This is a genomic window from Streptomyces sp. CNQ329 (assembly GCF_000482585.1).
In genome coordinates this window covers 70,476-85,193 of record NZ_AXVU01000024.1, presented here as the reverse complement: position 1 = coordinate 85,193, position 14,718 = coordinate 70,476, and the positions used below count along the sequence as shown (strand labels likewise).

Annotated in this window: 16 protein-coding genes; 7 read left to right on the top strand and 9 right to left on the bottom strand. The window is 72.0% G+C overall.

Annotated features, from left to right (window positions below; all coding sequences use genetic code 11):
- Window positions 1-153: 153 nt before the first annotated feature.
- Entirely contained in the window at window positions 154-1,377 is a 1,224-nt protein-coding gene (locus I003_RS0117910; RefSeq protein WP_027772759.1) for a SpoIIE family protein phosphatase, read from the bottom strand.
- A 226-nt stretch (window positions 1,378-1,603) separates the two neighbouring features.
- Complete coding sequence (locus tag I003_RS32580; protein ID WP_486584268.1) at window positions 1,604-1,930, bottom strand: TetR/AcrR family transcriptional regulator; 327 nt, start codon at window positions 1,928-1,930, stop codon at window positions 1,604-1,606.
- Here I003_RS32580 and I003_RS32575 point away from each other — a divergent pair.
- A complete protein-coding gene (locus I003_RS32575; RefSeq protein ID WP_486584267.1) occupies window positions 1,915-2,154 on the top strand; it encodes a hypothetical protein in 240 nt (79 codons plus the stop codon). The genes I003_RS32580 and I003_RS32575 overlap by 16 nt on opposite strands.
- Before the next feature lie 37 nt (window positions 2,155-2,191).
- Here I003_RS32575 and I003_RS0117895 read toward each other — a convergent pair whose 3' ends face one another.
- Complete coding sequence (locus I003_RS0117895; RefSeq protein WP_027772758.1) at window positions 2,192-3,181, bottom strand: zinc-binding dehydrogenase; 990 nt, start codon at window positions 3,179-3,181, stop codon at window positions 2,192-2,194.
- Between the two features lie 186 nt (window positions 3,182-3,367).
- The gene (locus I003_RS0117890; RefSeq protein WP_027772757.1) at window positions 3,368-3,712 is read right to left on the bottom strand and encodes a DUF8129 domain-containing protein; all 345 of its coding nucleotides are present in this window, start codon (window positions 3,710-3,712) and stop codon (window positions 3,368-3,370) included.
- A gap of 263 nt (window positions 3,713-3,975) precedes the next feature.
- On the opposite strand from I003_RS0117890, the gene I003_RS0117885 reads away from it, so the two are divergent.
- On the top strand, window positions 3,976-4,386 hold the full coding sequence (locus I003_RS0117885; protein ID WP_027772756.1) for a DUF2795 domain-containing protein: 411 nt from the start codon (window positions 3,976-3,978) through the stop codon (window positions 4,384-4,386).
- A 30-nt stretch (window positions 4,387-4,416) separates the two neighbouring features.
- Window positions 4,417-4,563: a hypothetical protein gene (locus I003_RS36485; protein ID WP_199784316.1), complete on the top strand. Its 147-nt coding sequence runs from the start codon at window positions 4,417-4,419 to the stop codon at window positions 4,561-4,563.
- A 28-nt stretch (window positions 4,564-4,591) separates the two neighbouring features.
- Here the strand turns inward: I003_RS36485 and I003_RS0117875 are convergent, their stop codons facing one another.
- Window positions 4,592-5,134 carry a cysteine hydrolase family protein gene (locus I003_RS0117875; protein ID WP_027772755.1) on the bottom strand — a complete coding sequence of 181 codons (543 nt, stop codon included), beginning with the start codon at window positions 5,132-5,134 and terminating at the stop codon, window positions 4,592-4,594.
- 175 nt (window positions 5,135-5,309) lie between these two features.
- Between I003_RS0117875 and I003_RS36125 the strand changes: the two genes are divergently transcribed.
- Window positions 5,310-5,465: a hypothetical protein gene (locus tag I003_RS36125; RefSeq protein ID WP_158689005.1), complete on the top strand. Its 156-nt coding sequence runs from the start codon at window positions 5,310-5,312 to the stop codon at window positions 5,463-5,465.
- A gap of 146 nt (window positions 5,466-5,611) precedes the next feature.
- Window positions 5,612-7,129 (top strand): FAD-dependent oxidoreductase, encoded by a 1,518-nt coding sequence (locus tag I003_RS0117865; RefSeq protein WP_027772754.1) that lies wholly within the window; start codon window positions 5,612-5,614, stop codon window positions 7,127-7,129.
- 77 nt (window positions 7,130-7,206) lie between these two features.
- On the opposite strand, the gene I003_RS0117860 is transcribed toward I003_RS0117865, so the two are convergent.
- The 4 genes from I003_RS0117860 to I003_RS0117845 form a co-directional block, all read right to left on the bottom strand.
- On the bottom strand, window positions 7,207-7,440 hold the full coding sequence (locus I003_RS0117860; RefSeq protein WP_027772753.1) for a DUF6480 family protein: 234 nt from the start codon (window positions 7,438-7,440) through the stop codon (window positions 7,207-7,209).
- A 320-nt stretch (window positions 7,441-7,760) separates the two neighbouring features.
- Window positions 7,761-9,074, bottom strand: a complete 1,314-nt coding sequence (locus tag I003_RS0117855) for an NAD(P)/FAD-dependent oxidoreductase (protein ID WP_027772752.1) — start codon at window positions 9,072-9,074, stop codon at window positions 7,761-7,763.
- A 356-nt stretch (window positions 9,075-9,430) separates the two neighbouring features.
- A complete protein-coding gene (locus I003_RS0117850) occupies window positions 9,431-11,275 on the bottom strand; it encodes a glycoside hydrolase family 15 protein (RefSeq protein WP_051368313.1) in 1,845 nt (614 codons plus the stop codon).
- A gap of 462 nt (window positions 11,276-11,737) precedes the next feature.
- Window positions 11,738-12,337 (bottom strand): DUF1349 domain-containing protein, encoded by a 600-nt coding sequence (locus tag I003_RS0117845; protein ID WP_027772750.1) that lies wholly within the window; start codon window positions 12,335-12,337, stop codon window positions 11,738-11,740.
- A gap of 222 nt (window positions 12,338-12,559) precedes the next feature.
- Here I003_RS0117845 and grpE point away from each other — a divergent pair, with 222 nt between their 5' ends.
- Window positions 12,560-13,087, top strand: a complete 528-nt coding sequence (grpE, locus tag I003_RS0117840) for a nucleotide exchange factor GrpE (protein ID WP_158689004.1) — start codon at window positions 12,560-12,562, stop codon at window positions 13,085-13,087.
- Entirely contained in the window at window positions 13,087-14,697 is a 1,611-nt protein-coding gene (locus I003_RS0117835) for an Hsp70 family protein (protein WP_027772748.1), read from the top strand. Before grpE ends, I003_RS0117835 begins: the two co-directional genes overlap by 1 nt.
- Window positions 14,698-14,718 lie beyond the last annotated feature (21 nt).

The window sequence follows — 14,718 nt, the reverse complement described above, 5'->3', positions numbered from 1 at the left end:
TGCAGGGGGATGACCCGGATAGCCAGAAACCCCCCATGAGATGATCTTTAAGTCCGACAGGCATCCGGAGAGTCGCGTCACCGCGGTCCGGATGCGCGCGACGAAGACGGTCATCCGACCTCGGCCACTCCGAGCTCGCCGGGAGGTTCCAGCTCACAGGCGGAGGACGACCAGGGCGATGTCGTCGGTGGCACCGGCAGGTGGGGTCAGGTCGTCCAGCAGGCCGTCGGCGAGGGCTTCGGGGTCGGCGCCCCGGTGTCGGGTGAGGGAGGCGGCAAGCCGGTTCAGGCCGACGTCGATGTCCTCACGGCGCCGTTCGATCAGCCCATCGGTATACAGCACGAGCGTGGCTCCCTCGGTGAACGGCACCTTGCTCTGGGGACGAGGGCTGTGCTCGAGGCGGGCACCGAGCGGGGGGTCGGTGGCCCGGTCGAGGAACTCCACGGTGCCGTCGGGGTGCAGCAGTGCCGGTGGAGGGTGGCCCGCGCTGCTGTAGGCGATGACGCGGTGGGCGCCGTCGATGACGCAGAGGACCGTCGTCGTCGATTCCGCACCGTTGACGGACCGGGCGTACTGACCGAAGACGTCAAGGGCCCGGGCGGGGCCGTCATCGGAGATGCGGAAGGCGGCGCTCAGGGCGCTGCGCAGTTGGCCCATGACGCAGGCGGCTGCCAGGCCGTAGCCCACGACGTCCCCGACTGCCACGGCCGTACGGCCGTCGGGCAGTTCGACGAGGTCGTACCAGTCCCCGCACACGTTCAGTGCTGCGGCAGCCGGACGGTAACGCACCGCGGCAAGGTGGTCCCGCAAGGGCGTGAGTGTGGGAAGCATCGCGTCCTGCAGCCTCAGAACGACTTCATGTTCGCGGGCGTGCGCCTCGCGCAGCCGTACGTTGGCTTCCTGCAACTCCAGGGCCTCGTGGTACAGCATGGCTTCCAGCGCTGTCGCCCGGTTGTCGCCGTCCTGGGCGTGGACGATGTCGGTGATGTCCTCCTCCAGGTGCAGCAGCAGCGCCACCCGCCCGTCCGCGTCGAAGACAGGGACGTTGACCGGGCTCCAGTAACGCTCCTGCCAGACCCCGGGCCGGTCCAGGTCCTCCACGTCGTAGCGGTGAAGCGTCATGGCGTCGCGCTCCCCGGTGGCGGCCACCCACCGCAATGACCCCTGCAGCTTGCGCATGCCGGTTACCGCACGGTTCTCCGGATCATCCGGAAAGGCGTCGGACAGGTGACGGCCCACCACCTGGTCACGCGTACGCCCCATGCTGCGCAGAAAGGCCTCATTGACATCGGCGTACACCAGGTCCGTGGTGAACAAGGCCACTGGACTCGGCAACGCCTGAAAGACAGCCTCGAAGTCGATGTCGGATTCGTTCACTGTGCCACCTGACAGCCGCCGTTTCGATGACCTGCTTCGTCACGATATGTCCGGTGTGATCCCGGAGCGGGCAGCACACTTGCACGCGCGGCATGCGGAAGGCGTCGACCGCTGCCGGCGAGCCTTCCTCCGGCGCAACCGGACGGGCGTACGCACTCGCCCGACCACCCCGGCGAACCTTCCCGGTCACAGCAGTGGGCGCGGATCGAGCCGTTGCTTCCGGACCTCACTCGGCGTGGAGGATCGAGTGGAACGGCCGGCGCAGCAATGCCGTGATCTGCTCCGGCGGCGCGTCCCGTAGCCCGTCCAGGCTCAGCAGGTGCCGCCCGATGACGGTCCCCAGTGTCAGCGCCCCGATCAGCGCGGTCCGCAGGTCCGCATCCTGCCCCGGCATCGTCCCGGTGGCCTGGCGTTGTTCGGTGAGCATGGCGTCGCGCACCGCCTTGGCCGCCTCGGGATGGGTGAACATCGACCTGACGGCCGCGAGCGCTCCCGCCGGCTCGGCCGTGCACTTCTCCCCCAGCGACGCCAGCAGCAGTGCTCGGCAGTTCACCCCTGCGCAACGCGCTTGCCGGCCTGACCGGAGTCCTGCTGACCGCCCTCTTCGCGCTCTGGGCCGGCATACCCGGCCACCCGTGGGCCGCCGCCCCTGCCATCGCCGCCGGCGCCTACGCAAGGGCGGTCTTCCACGGCCTGCGCGGCGCGTTCCGGCTGAGCGCCGCCGCCGGCCGCCCCACCCCGGCCACGCCGGCAAGCCAGGACGTACGGGACGGCTGATGCGGCCTTCCGCCGGCAGCCTGGAGAGACGGGCCGATCACACGCCACGGGCAGGGACGCCGAGCACGAGCTTGCCGGTGGTCCTGCCCGACTCGATGCGGCGGTGCGCCTCGCCGGCCTGCTCCAGCGGCAGGGACTCGACCTGCACCCGCAGGTCTCCGGCGGCCGCCGCCGCCACCGCGCGGCGCAGGGCCCGGCCGGTGTCCTCGGGGAAAGCGGCGGAGAAGGCGGCCAGGTTGAAGCCGGAGACCGTCTTGTTGGTGAACCACAGCTCGTTGGCCGGGATACCGACGTCGTCGGCACCCGACGCGTTGCCCATCACCACCAGGCGTCCCATCGGGGCCAGCCGGTCCAGACTCGCGCGTCGGGCCGGCCCGCCCACCATGTCGACCACGACGTCGAACTCACCGGCGTCGGCGATCCGGTCACGCAGGATCACCTCGTCGTAGCCGAAGCCCAGGGCTGTCTCGGTCTTGTCCGCGCTGCCGACGGTGCCGACCACCCGACCCGCACCCAACTGCCGGGCGGCCTGTCCGAGTTGACTGCCCACGCCACCGGCCGCCGCGTGCACCAGTGCACTCTGCCCAGGCTCCAGGCGGGCCACCCGGTCCAGTACGAGGAACGCGGTGGTGCTGTTGGACGGCAGCGCCGCAGCAACGTCCATGCCCATGCCGAGATCGTCCAGCGGGGCGACCAGGTCCGCGGAGGTGACCACCACCTCGGCGTAGCCGCCGCTGTCGACGATCGTCAGCGCGGCCACCGGCTGCCCGACCACCAGGTTCCCGACACCCTCGCCCACGGCGCGGATCCGCCCCGCGACCTCGATGCCGGGCACAAAGGGCAGCGCGACATCGACCACGCCGCGCCGGTAGAGAACCTCGGCGAAATTGGCGCCCGCGAAGGCGACGTCGATGGCGACCTGCCCCGCCCCGGGTTCGGGCACCGGCACGGTGGCGAGGCGGAGCACCTCGGCTTCGCCGAACTCGGGGATGACCACTGCCTTCATCTGCGTATCGCTGCGGTTCATGACGCCCATTCTGGATATCCGGCAGCCGGTCACCCGCCGGACGCGGGCCCCCGGAAAGGGTAACCGCGCCCTCGGGATGTCGAGCTCACGGCCTCCGCCGGCTCCCCGCCCCGGTCCAGAGCCCGGGAGGGGAGCCGCTGTCTGCGGACCGTACCGCGAACTCGCCGGCGGTGACGGAGGGCCGCTTCAGGAAGGGTCGCCTTTCGGGCGGCCGGGGTGCTGCGGGGTGCCGTGGGGCGGCGGGTGGATCGGCGGGGCGGCGGTGTCCGGGGTGACGGGCGAGCCGGCCTGCGGGGGCGGGGCCACCGAGGCGCCCCCGAGCCCGCCGGAACTGGGCCTGGCCCCCGCCTCGACCTGCCGCAGCCGGAAGCGGAGCATCTCCACCACCTGCCGGCGGTCGGCGTGTTCCCGTTCGTACGCCAGCAACCGCTCCAGCTCCTGCCGGCCCAGTGAACGGATGCGGTCCTCCAGATCGCCGGGCTGCAGCCCGTCGTAGTCGGGAAGGGGCAGATCCCGGTGTCCCCCTGCCATGGGTCTTCCTCTCTCGCTGGGTGTCGACGGTCTCGACGATGCGCCGGGTGCCCGCGGCACGGTGGTTCACACGTGCGGTATGCGGGAAATGCGGCGTTCGATGGCGGGAGACCGGCGGGGCCGGGGTCCGGTTCCGTACCGGCTCCGCGGCGGTCGTCGTTCCACGTGGCCGTCCCGTTCCGGAATTCCCGGTTCACCCGCGCACTTCCGGGAACCCGCCTGACATGGCTAGCGCCTCAAGCACGCAGGGAGGCGAGGCAGACATGGCCGAGCATGGCAGGAACAAGACCAGCGCGATGCGCGACGACGTCTTCGCCAAGGAGATGAGCGGCGAGCTGCGCGCGAACCGGTCCACCCGTGCGGAGGAAGAGCGCGAGCTGCAGCCGCCGGGCGAAGACCAGCCGGAAACGGACCGCGCACCCGGCACCACGCTCGTCGGCGGCGCTCCCCCGGGGATCACCCCGGAAGGCGTCGAGCTCCGCAGTGAGCTGGGCCGGAACCTCGGCCGGGCGGTCTATCCCGCCGACCGGGAGGCGGTGCTGGCGACGCTGCACAGCAACAACGCCCCGGACCGGCTGGTGGAGCTGGCCGAGCGGCTCCCCGACGGGGAGTACGGCAACCTCCAGGCGATCGCCGACGCCCTCGGCCTCGGCGGGGAGGACCGCCGCACGTGACGTGAGCGGCCCGGAAGGGACGGAACCATCATGCTGATGCTCGCGGTGCTGCTGCCGCTCCTCATGCTGGGCGTGGTCGTGGCACTGGGCCGCTACGAAGAGCACATGCTCTCCCCCCGGCAGCAACTGCCGTCCGCACCCGCGGAGGACCGCGGGCGGGCCCGGGAGCCGGGCTGACGCCCGGCAGGGCGTGGCCCTGCTCCGGTCAGAACGGGAGGTCCGGGTCCGCCGAGGTGCGGATGGCGGCGCTCATGTTGCGTTCCATCATGCGCAGCGCGGCATCGGCGAGATCAGGGTGGATGTGCGCGACGGCATCCCTGACCACCGTGATGCCGAAGTGGCGGATGTGGGCGTCGAGCGCCGAGTAGAGGATGCACTGCTCGGTGACCTGGCCGCACAGGACGATGCCGCCGATGCCGTGCTGGCGCAGCAGGTACTCCAGCGGGGTCTGGTAGAACGCCGAGTGGCGGGCCTTGACCACGAACAGCGAGTCGTCGTCGGGGCGGATCGGCTCGACGACGTCGCCGTGCGGGCCGCGCAGCGCCGCTGCCAGCAGCTCGTCGTGGTGGGAGCGCCAGCGGCCGAAGTTGTCGTTGACGTAGATCACCTCGGTGCCGCCGCGGCGCGCCCGTCCGATGAGCCGCGTCATGCCGGGCAGGGCCTCGCGCACCGAGGGCAGGAGCAGGTGGGCGTCCTCGTGCTCGTAGGTGTTGACCATGTCGGTGACGATGAGTGCGGTGCGGGTCATGACGCCCCGCCGATGGCGCTGTCGACAGCGGCCCGGGTCTCGGGCATGGCGCCTCCTCCGTTGGCGGAGGTGTGTGTACCCGCACGGGACCGGGTCAAGCGCCGGTTGCTCCAGGTGGCCGTGTACCGGCGAGGGCCGCGACCCGCGGACACCGCCTGCGAAGGAGTGACCATGCGTGCGTCACGCCACACGGCAGGTGACGATGGGCCGGGACGGCAGGTGCCACGGACGGTGGACGGGTCACCCGGCGGACGGACCGGCCCTCGCGGTGCGGATTCACGGCGCGGGCACCGCGCACGTCGGCTTCCGCGCGGAGGCCGGCGGCTGGTGACCGGCGGCCCGTGTCGTATCGCCCGGCCCTCGCCGAGGGCCGGGCCGTCTTCGTACGGCACGACCGGCATGCGGCACCGACGGCGGGCGACCCACCTCGCCCTCCGGCGGGCGCAGCGCCCGGAATCGGAGAGGTGAGCGACGCGTATGACGAGTCACTGGATCGAGACGGCGCCCGGTGCACCCCGGGCTCCGCTGCGCGACGGGGTCGACGTCGACCTCGCGGTGATCGGCGGCGGCGTGGCGGGGCTGTCCACCGCGTGGGAGGCGGCCGCGGCCGGTCTTTCCGTCGCCGTGGTGGAGGCCGGGCGGATCGCCGCCGGGGTCACCGGGCACACCACGGCCAAGCTGTCGGCGCTGCACGGACAGACGTACCGGAACGTACGCGCCACGCGCGGCCGGACCGCTGCGCGGCACTTCGCCGAGTCGCAGACCGACGCGGTCCGCCGCGTCGCCTACCTCTGCGCGGAGCTGGGCATCGACAGCGAGCTGGAGCGGGTGCCGGCGTTCACGTACGCGCAGAGCGGCGAGACGGTGGACGACGTACGCGAAGAGGCCGAGGCGGCGGCCGAGGCCGGGCTGCCCGCGGAGCTGGTCGACCGCGACGGCACCACGGGCCCGCCGTTTCCGGTCACCACCGCCGTCCGGCTCGACGACCAGATCCAGTTCCACCCCCGCAAGTACCTGCTGGGTCTGGCGGGCGACCTGGAGGCGAGGGGCGGGCTGCTCTTCGAGCACTCGCCGGTCACCGGCGTCTCGGACGGCGACCCGTGTGTCCTGACCACGGCGGACGGCACCGAGCTGCGGGCCCGCGACGTCGTCGTCGCCACCCACTACCCGACCCTGGACCGGGCACTGCTCTTCGCCCGGCTCAAGCCCCAGCGCGAACTGGTCGTCACCCGGGTGATCCCCGAGGCCCACGACCCGGGCGGCATGTACCTCACGCAGGAGCAGGGCACCCGCTCGGTGCGTACCGCGCCGTATGGCGCGGGCCGACGGCTGCTGATCATCACCGGGGAGAAGTTCACGCCCGGCGCCGGGGACGTCTCCGCGCGGCGGCAGCGGTTGAACCGCTGGGCGGACGAGCACTTCCCCGGCACGAAGGCCGCGGCCGGCTGGGCCGCCCAGGACAACTGGCCCAGCGACCACGTCCCCTTCGTCGGCCCGCTGCATCCCGGCGCCCGTCACCTGTACGTCGCCACCGGCTTCGCCGGCTGGGGCATCAGCGGCGGCGTGATGGCGGGCCGCCTCCTCACCGGGCTGCTGACCGGCGGCGAGCCCTCGTGGGCCGGCCTGTACGACCCACGCCGGCTCCATCCGCTCCGCGAGGCCCCGCGGTTGCTGGGCAACCAGGCATTCGTGGTCCGGCACTTCGTCGGTGACCGGCTCCCGGCCGCGACGGTATCCTCCGCCGACGACGTGCCGCCGGGCGGCGGCGCCGTGGTCCGCCACGGCACCGGCCACCTCGCCGTGCACCGCGACGCGGACGGCAACCTGCACCGCGTCCAGGCCCGCTGCACCCATCTGGGCTGCCTGGTGCGCTTCAACGACGACGAGACGGCCTGGGAGTGTCCCTGCCACGGGTCGCGCTTCGACGTCGACGGCACCGTGCTGCAGGGACCCGCGACCCGGCCGCTGCGGCCCGCCGACGACCGGGAGCCGTAGCCGCGCCGCACCGGCCTGCCGTGCACGCCGCCATGCGTCCGGGCACCGTCGCCCCGCCCGGCCGGAGCCGGGTCCGCTCAGCGGGTGAGGGCGACCATATACCCGATGTACCCGGCGACGAACAGCACGACCACCAGTGCGATCAGGATCAACGGCGCCTTCGCCCAGCCCTTCGTCGGGTTGTGCGCCTCGTCCGGTCCCGTCCCGGACATGCTGTCCTCGGCAGGCGGAGTCTCACCCGGCGGCACCGACCCGCCGGGCTCCAGGCCGGTCGTGTGCTCGGGGTCGGGATCAGGGGTCGAAGCGGGCATGCACCCCGGGTACCCGGGTCCCGGGTCCGTGAACTCCGCCGTACGGGTGACCGGGCGCGGCGGCGTCTCCGGGAGGACTGCCGGCGGACCGCCTCGGCCGCGGCCGGGCGAGCACGGAGGCCCGTCTCCGTGCGGTTCACCGGCACGGTGATCCGGCGTGCGGCTGCTCGACGGTGAGGTGACGAAGCGAGAGGGCCCTCGCCGGGTTTACGGAGGGCCGCCGAGGACAGGGTGCCCGGGAATCATGTCGGAGGGCGGCGGTAACCGCGGGTGTGGCCGCTGCCGCGGAGGGGTACGGTGCGGGGTCCGTCCGGCGCTGCTCACTCCCCGCGGGGGATGCGTGGCGTCTCCGGCGAGGCGGTGTCCAGGGGCACCGACCAGGGGCCGACGAGCCCGAGCTGCACCGCCTGCCGCGGCAGCAGCGCGTCCATCATCCAGTCGATCGCCACCCGGGTGCGGCCGGAGGGCATGGCCAGCAGGTGGTAGCCACGGGTGAGGGCGGCGGCGAGCGGGCCCCTGATCTGGACGCCGAAGGGGTCGGCCGCGGCCTTGACGCCACCGAGGTCGACGGCGAATCCGCGCGGATGGTGCCGGTAGGGCTGCTGCCGCCCGCCGGTGAGGGAGGCGGCGACGTTGCGGCCGGCGAGCCGGCCCTGGGGCTCCGCGTGCTGCGCGGTCATCGTCGTGTATCCGCCGGGCCCGTTCGGGTCCGGTACGGCGGCGGCGTCGCCGCAGGCGTACACCTCCGGATGACCGGGCACGTTCAGGTACTCGTCGACGATCAGCCGGCCCTTCTCCAGCGCCAGGCCCACGGACTCCACCAGCGGGTCCGGCCGCACGCCCACGCACCAGATCAGCGAGCGGGTGCCGACGAACTCGCCGTCGTCGAGCAGCACACCGGCGCTCGTCGCCTCCTTCACCGACCTCCCGGTGCGCACGTCGACGCCGCGCCGGCGCAGCACGTCGGTGGCGGAGCGGGACATGCGCTCGTCCATCTCCGGCATGATGCGCGGCGCGATGTCGAGCAGCATCCAGCGCGGGCGCGGGCCGCCGCGCGGGTCGTCGTAGCGGCGGGTCAGCGCCCTGGTGAACAGCGCGCCGTGCGCCGCCACCTCGGTGCCCGTGTAGCCGGCGCCGACGACGACGAAGGTGCGGCGTGCCGCGCACTCCTCCTCGTCCCCGGTGCTTGCGGCCAGCTCGATCTGCCGGGTGACGTGATCGCGCAGGTAGAGCGCTTCGGGGATGCCGCGGAAGCCGTGCGCGTGCTCGGCGACGCCGGGGACGGGCAGCAGTTTGCTGACGCTGCCGACGGTGATCACCAGCCGGTCGAACGACGTTTCGCCGCGGTCGCCCTCGGGCCCGGTCCACCGCACCCGTCCCGCGTCGAGGTCGACGGTGTCCACCTCGCCGAGCACCGGCTGCACGCGCGGCCGGAGCCCGGCCAGCGGAACGCAGATGTGACGCGCTTCGAGCACGCCGGTGGCGACGTAGGGGAGCATGGGGACGTACAGAAAGTAGTCGTTCGGATTGATGAGCACGATCTCGGCGCTGTCCGGCGCTCGTCGGGCCAGGGTGCGAGCAGCCTGGTAGCCGGCGAAACCGGCGCCTACGACCACGATCCGTTCGCGCGGCATAGAATCCGCCACCTCCACGGAAGACGACGAGTCCGACGCCCGGGTTTCCCCGCGGCACCCGGCCAAACATCCGGGTGGTGGAGGGCACGGGGTCAGCCGACCACACGGCGGACACGGATCGGCGCTCTCGTCCGCCCCGTGCAAGCCGGGAGAATCGAGGTCTTCGGACCGGTGGCCCCCTCACGGCATATCCGGCCGTGCTCCCGGACGGTGCCGCCCTGAAGCCGGTCGTTCCCCCACCCGCCCACGACCGCGCGGCATCGCCACCCGCTGCGAGAAGGCCGCGGCCGTCTTCGGCCGGACTCCACATCGCAGGCGTCTTCCTCCGGTCCGCCCGCTGATCCGCACGAGACCGCCTAGCTCAGCCTGCGGTCGAGGTTGAACGCGGCGCTGATCAGGGCGAGGTGCGTGAACGCCTGGGGGAAGTTGCCGAGTTGCTCGCCCGTGTGGCCGATCTCCTCCGCGTAGAGGCCGAGGTGGTTGGCGTAGGTGAGCATCTTCTCGAACGCGAGCCGCGCATCGTCCAGGCGGCCTGCCCTGGTCAGCGCCTCGACGTACCAGAACGAGCAGATCGAGAACGTGCCCTCCTCGCCCGGCAGTCCGTCCGCACTGAGCCGCGGGTCGTAGCGGTAGACCAGCGAGTCGGACACCAGGTCCTCGCCCAGGGCGTCCAGTGTGGCAAGCCACTTCGGGTCCGTGGGCGAGATGAACTTCGAAAGCGGCATCATCAGAAGGGACGCGTCGAGGTAGTCGCCGCCCTCGCACTGGACGAAGGCGTGTCGTTCGGCGGACCAGCCGCGGTCCATGATCCGGCGGTAGATGTCGTCCCGGCAGCGTCCCCACCGCACCAGGTCGGCGGGGAGTCCGCGGCGCCGGGCCATGCGCATCGCCCGTTCGATCGCCACCCAGCACATCAGCCGTGAGTAGAGGAAGTTCTTGGGTCCGCTGCGGCTCTCCCACACCCCCTGGTCGGGCTGGTCCCAGTGGGCGCACACCCAATCGACGAGCGCGGTGATGCCGTCCCAGTAGGAGCTGGAGACGGGCTGTCCCCACTTGTCGTACAGGTAGAGGGAGTCGACGAGCGCGCCGTAGATGTCCAGTTGCAGTTGGTGGACGGCACCGTTGCCGATGCGTACGGGAGCCGAGCACTGGTAGCCCTCCAGGTGCGGAAGCTCGCGTTCGGGCAGTTCGTGGCGCCCGTCGATGCCGTACATGATCTGCAGGGGGCCGGGGGCGTCGGTTGCTTCGAGGCGGACGTGCTCGGCGAGGAAACCCATGAACGCCTCGGCCTCATCGGTGAAGCCGAGCCTGAGCAGCGCGTACACGCAGAAGGCCGCGTCACGGATCCATACGTAGCGGTAGTCCCAGTTGCGCCTTCCGCCGATGTGCTCGGGCAGGCTGGTGGTCGGCGCGGCGATGATGGCGCCGGTGGGGGCGTAGGTCAGAAGCTTCAGGGTGAGAGCGGAGCGGTGCACCACCTCCCGCCAGCGCCCCCGGTAGCGCGACTGGGAGAGCCACCGCCGCCAGTAGCGGACCGTGTCGTTGAACTGCGCCTCCGCCTCCGCCTCGGGGCAGTGGCGCGGGAGGACGTCGTCGCCGACCCGGTCGAGCGCGAAGACGGCCGTCTGGCCCTCGTGCAGCTTGAACAGGGCCCATGCGTCCCGGCCGGCGACCTCAAGCGGCACGCTCGACGTCAGTGCAAGGGTCAGCGAGGGCGATGCGAAGACCACCTGACGTTCCTGTGCGTGCACCGTGTGCGGCTCCGCCCCGTACGCGAAGCGGGGAGCCACGCGGGCGCGGAACGGCAGTGATCCGCGGACACACACCACCCGGCGGATCAGCCGGTGCCGGTTGGCCTCGCGCGAGTCGTCCACGATCGGCATGAAGTCCTGGATCTCCCCGACCCCGCCGTCCGAGGAGAAACGGGTGATCAGCACGTTGGTGTCGGGGAAGTAGAACTGTTTCCTCCGCGCCGGAACGTCCGCCGCCAGTTCGAACGACCCGCCTCGCTCGGCATCGAGCAGCGAGGCGAAAACACTGGGGGCATCGAAGCGCCGGGGGCAGTACCAGTCGATCGTGCCGTTCGTGCCCACCAGCGCAGCGCTGCGCAGATCACCGATCAGCCCGTGGTCGGCGACCGGAAGGTAACGGGGTGGACCGGTGCCGGGCTCTCCCACGACCGCTTCGGTCTCCGTGCCCATCGTCCGACCTCCTCGGTCGGTGTTTCCCGAGCCGCGGACAGGCCGCATCACCGGACTCGGGTCCACGCACTCGTCTTCCACTTCAACGTAATCCGGTCAAACTCCGCCCGCAACCTGAGGTACCCGCACATACGGCACACAGTCGGCACCAGGACCGTCCTGCGGCTCGGGTGGGTGCCGTGGGACGACGACCCCGAGCGGGCCGCCGCCGCGTTCCGCCACGCCATCGGACTCGATCACGGCGACCCTGGCCGAGTACGGGTACCGCCTCGCGCAGGCAGGTGAGGTCTCACGGGCCGCGGCGGAGCTGCGCAGGATCTACGTCACGTGTGGGGAGGCCGTATCGAGTCGCTGAGGGACGCGAACGGCAGCCGTGTGCCGCGCCCTGTGTGCGCGAGGCGTCGCGGCCCCCGCCTCGCGCAGCAACGCGCATGCGGCGATGTCCTCTCCTGCCGAACACGCTCAGGCGGGCCCCTCGTGCACGGCGCGGTCGGCTGGTCCGGTCGTGAAGCGTGTGAACCGTACCTGCAGCCCCTCGCGCTCCGGCGAACAGCAGTAAGGACCCGCTTGCGCCCATGCGTTGGCGGACAGCGGTGCAAGACGTACGAGCCGCCAGGCTTCGTCGTCGCAACGAGCCCGGATGACGAGGGCGTCGGCGATGCGGCTGGCGCGGACCGTGACACGCCGGCCGGCCCACTCGGGTACCGGGGCGGCCGACCAGTCGGACTGTCCGTGCGTGACGACCGCGCCGAGCTGAGGCAGTCCGTCGCTCAGCTCGACGCCGGCCTTGATCCACGTCTCGTCGTCCACGCGGACCAGCAGACCTGCCTGATCGAACTGCGTGTCGAATCGGTTGACGAAAGTGACCTCGACGGCCCGCCCGTGGGCGATATCGGTGAGCAGAGCGTGACCGCTGTCGTGCACGATTCCGTAGGCGGTGTGCCGCCAGAAGTCGCTGCGCTGCCGGGTGGTGATGACCAGTGAGTCACCGTCGACCTCGGCGGCGAGCGGCGGGTTCAGCCAGGTCGGCTCGTCCCACTGCACGGTGCGTTGTTCGTCCATCAGCTCAGCTCCTCGCATGCGAAACGGGTCATTGCCGTATCGGTCAGGCACCGCTCGTCCGGCGGTGGGCAACCTCGGGTGCCGCGGACCGATCCTCTCGCGTACCGCGTCGCGGACGCCTCCCTCGTCAGGAATGGCGGAATGGGTATCAGGGCGTGCGCAGGCGCCGGGCGGGCACGGTTTCCCTGGTTCCCGCCGGGCCCGTTCTGTATGTTCTGTCGCATGTGGGCAGAGTTCCGCCGACGGTGGAGGGCCGGGGGGCGGGGGGCCGGGCGGGAGCTGGAGGTGGGGCGGCAGCTCCAGGAGTGCCGGCTGGCCCTGGCGGAGCGCGATCAGTCGGTGCGGCGGCTGCGCGCGGATCTGGAACGGGCCCGGGAGGCGCTGGGCGACGAGGCCGAACGGCAGGGGCGGGCTCGGGTCGAGCAGTTGGTGGAGGCCATGGGAGCCTCGCTCGTGCACCTGGGGACGCAGGCCCAGTTGCATCGCGACGGCACCGTACAGGTGCGTACGGACGACGTGATCGCGGTCGGCGCACGGCTGCTGCGGTCCCTGCGGGCGGCCGGTGTGGAGACCTTCGGCACGCTCGGCGAGGAGGTCGCCTTCGATCCGGACCGGCACGACCCCCTGAGCATGGCCGGCACACCGGGAGCAGGGACGCGGGTGCGGATCCGGGTGGTCGGCCTGCGCTACGGGGACCGCGTGCTGCGCCGGGCCGGAGTCGACCAGGCCGCCGCGGAGGGGGAATCCTGATGGCGGGCCGCCTGGGCGTCGACTTCGGCACCAGCAACACCGTGGTCGCGCTCTGGGACGAAGCCGCCGGGCAGGGATCGGCCGTGCGTCTGACCGACTACGGACGGGAGTTCGGGCAGGGCGGTGACCGGGTGCCCGTGGTGCCCTCCCTGATCCACTACGCGCAGGACCGGCGCCGGCTTCTCGGCGAGCAGGTGCTGGCCCGCAACCTCTACCACGCCGCCGGCACGTTCCGGTGGATGAAGCGCTATATCGGCAACCGCAGCCCGTTGACGATGGCGCTGAACGGGCGGCAGGTCTCCCCTGCCGAAGCCGGGCGCGACTTTCTGTCCGCGGTGCTGGCGTTCGCCGCGGTCGAGACGGGAGCGGAGGGCGAGGAGGTCGCCCTGACCGCGCCGGTGGAGTCGTTCGAGCACTACGAGAACTGGCTGGGCGAGGTCGCCGAGACCGCCGGGCTCGGCCGGTACCGGCTGATCGACGAGCCGTCCGCGGCGGCGCTGGGCTACGGCGCCCGCGTCCGGCCCGGGCACGTCTACTTGATGTTCGACTTCGGCGGCGGAACGGTGCAGGCCGCCGTGGTGCGCGTGCAGGACGAGGAGGAGCGCGCGGCGACCGGGCGTACGTGCCGGGTGCTCGGCAAGGCCGGGGACGAGTTGGGTGGCGCCACCGTCGATCAGTGGATCTTCGAAGAGCTGCTGGCGCGCAACGACCGCCACGACAGCGACGACGAGGTGCGGCGGATCAGCCGCGCGCTGCTGGTGGAGTGCGAGCGCGCGAAGGAGACGCTGTCCGCGCAGGAGCAGGCCGAGATCAGCGTGCTGGACCCGGACACCGGTGCCGTACTCGGCCTCGAACTCGTCCGGGACGGCGCCGCACGGGGCGACCGCCGCCTCGTGTCGTTCGAGGAACTGCTGGACCGCCGGGACCTGTTCTCCCGCATCGACCGCGTGGTGCGCAGAGCGGTACGGGACGCCTCGAACCGGGGATACGACGAAGACGACCTGGCGGCCGTGCTGATGGTCGGCGGAAGCAGCCTGATCCCCTCGGTCCGGCGGACGCTGGAGCGGATCTTCGGACGGGACCGGGTGCTCTCCGACCGCCCGCTGGACGCGGTCGCGCGCGGCGCGGCGGCGTTCGCCGCCGGCAGCGACTTCTACGACCACATCCAGCACGACTACGCGGTGCGCTGGTTCGACCGGCGGGCCGGGCGCTACGAGTACCGCACGTGCGTCACCGCGGGCACCCCCTACCCGAGCACCGGGCCGGTGCACACCCTCACGGTGAACGCCACCCACGACGGCCAGACCGAGCTGGGCATCGCGATCTACGAGCTGAGCCGGCACAGCGGCGGCGAGAGCACGGAGCTGGTCTGCGACCCGTCCGGGGCGTGGCGGGTGCGTACGGTGCCGGCCGACGAGGACCGCCACCGCTTCTGGGTGAACGAGAACAGCCCGACGTTTCTGCGCGCCGATCCCCCCGCGACGGCGGGACAGGCCCGGTTCCGGGTCGAGTTCGGCATCGACGGCAACAAACGGTTGCTGCTGACCGCCTACGATCTCGTCGGTGGGCGGCTGACACACCGGGACTTCCCGGTGGTGAAGCTGACCTGACAGCGGGGTGAGGAGAGCAAC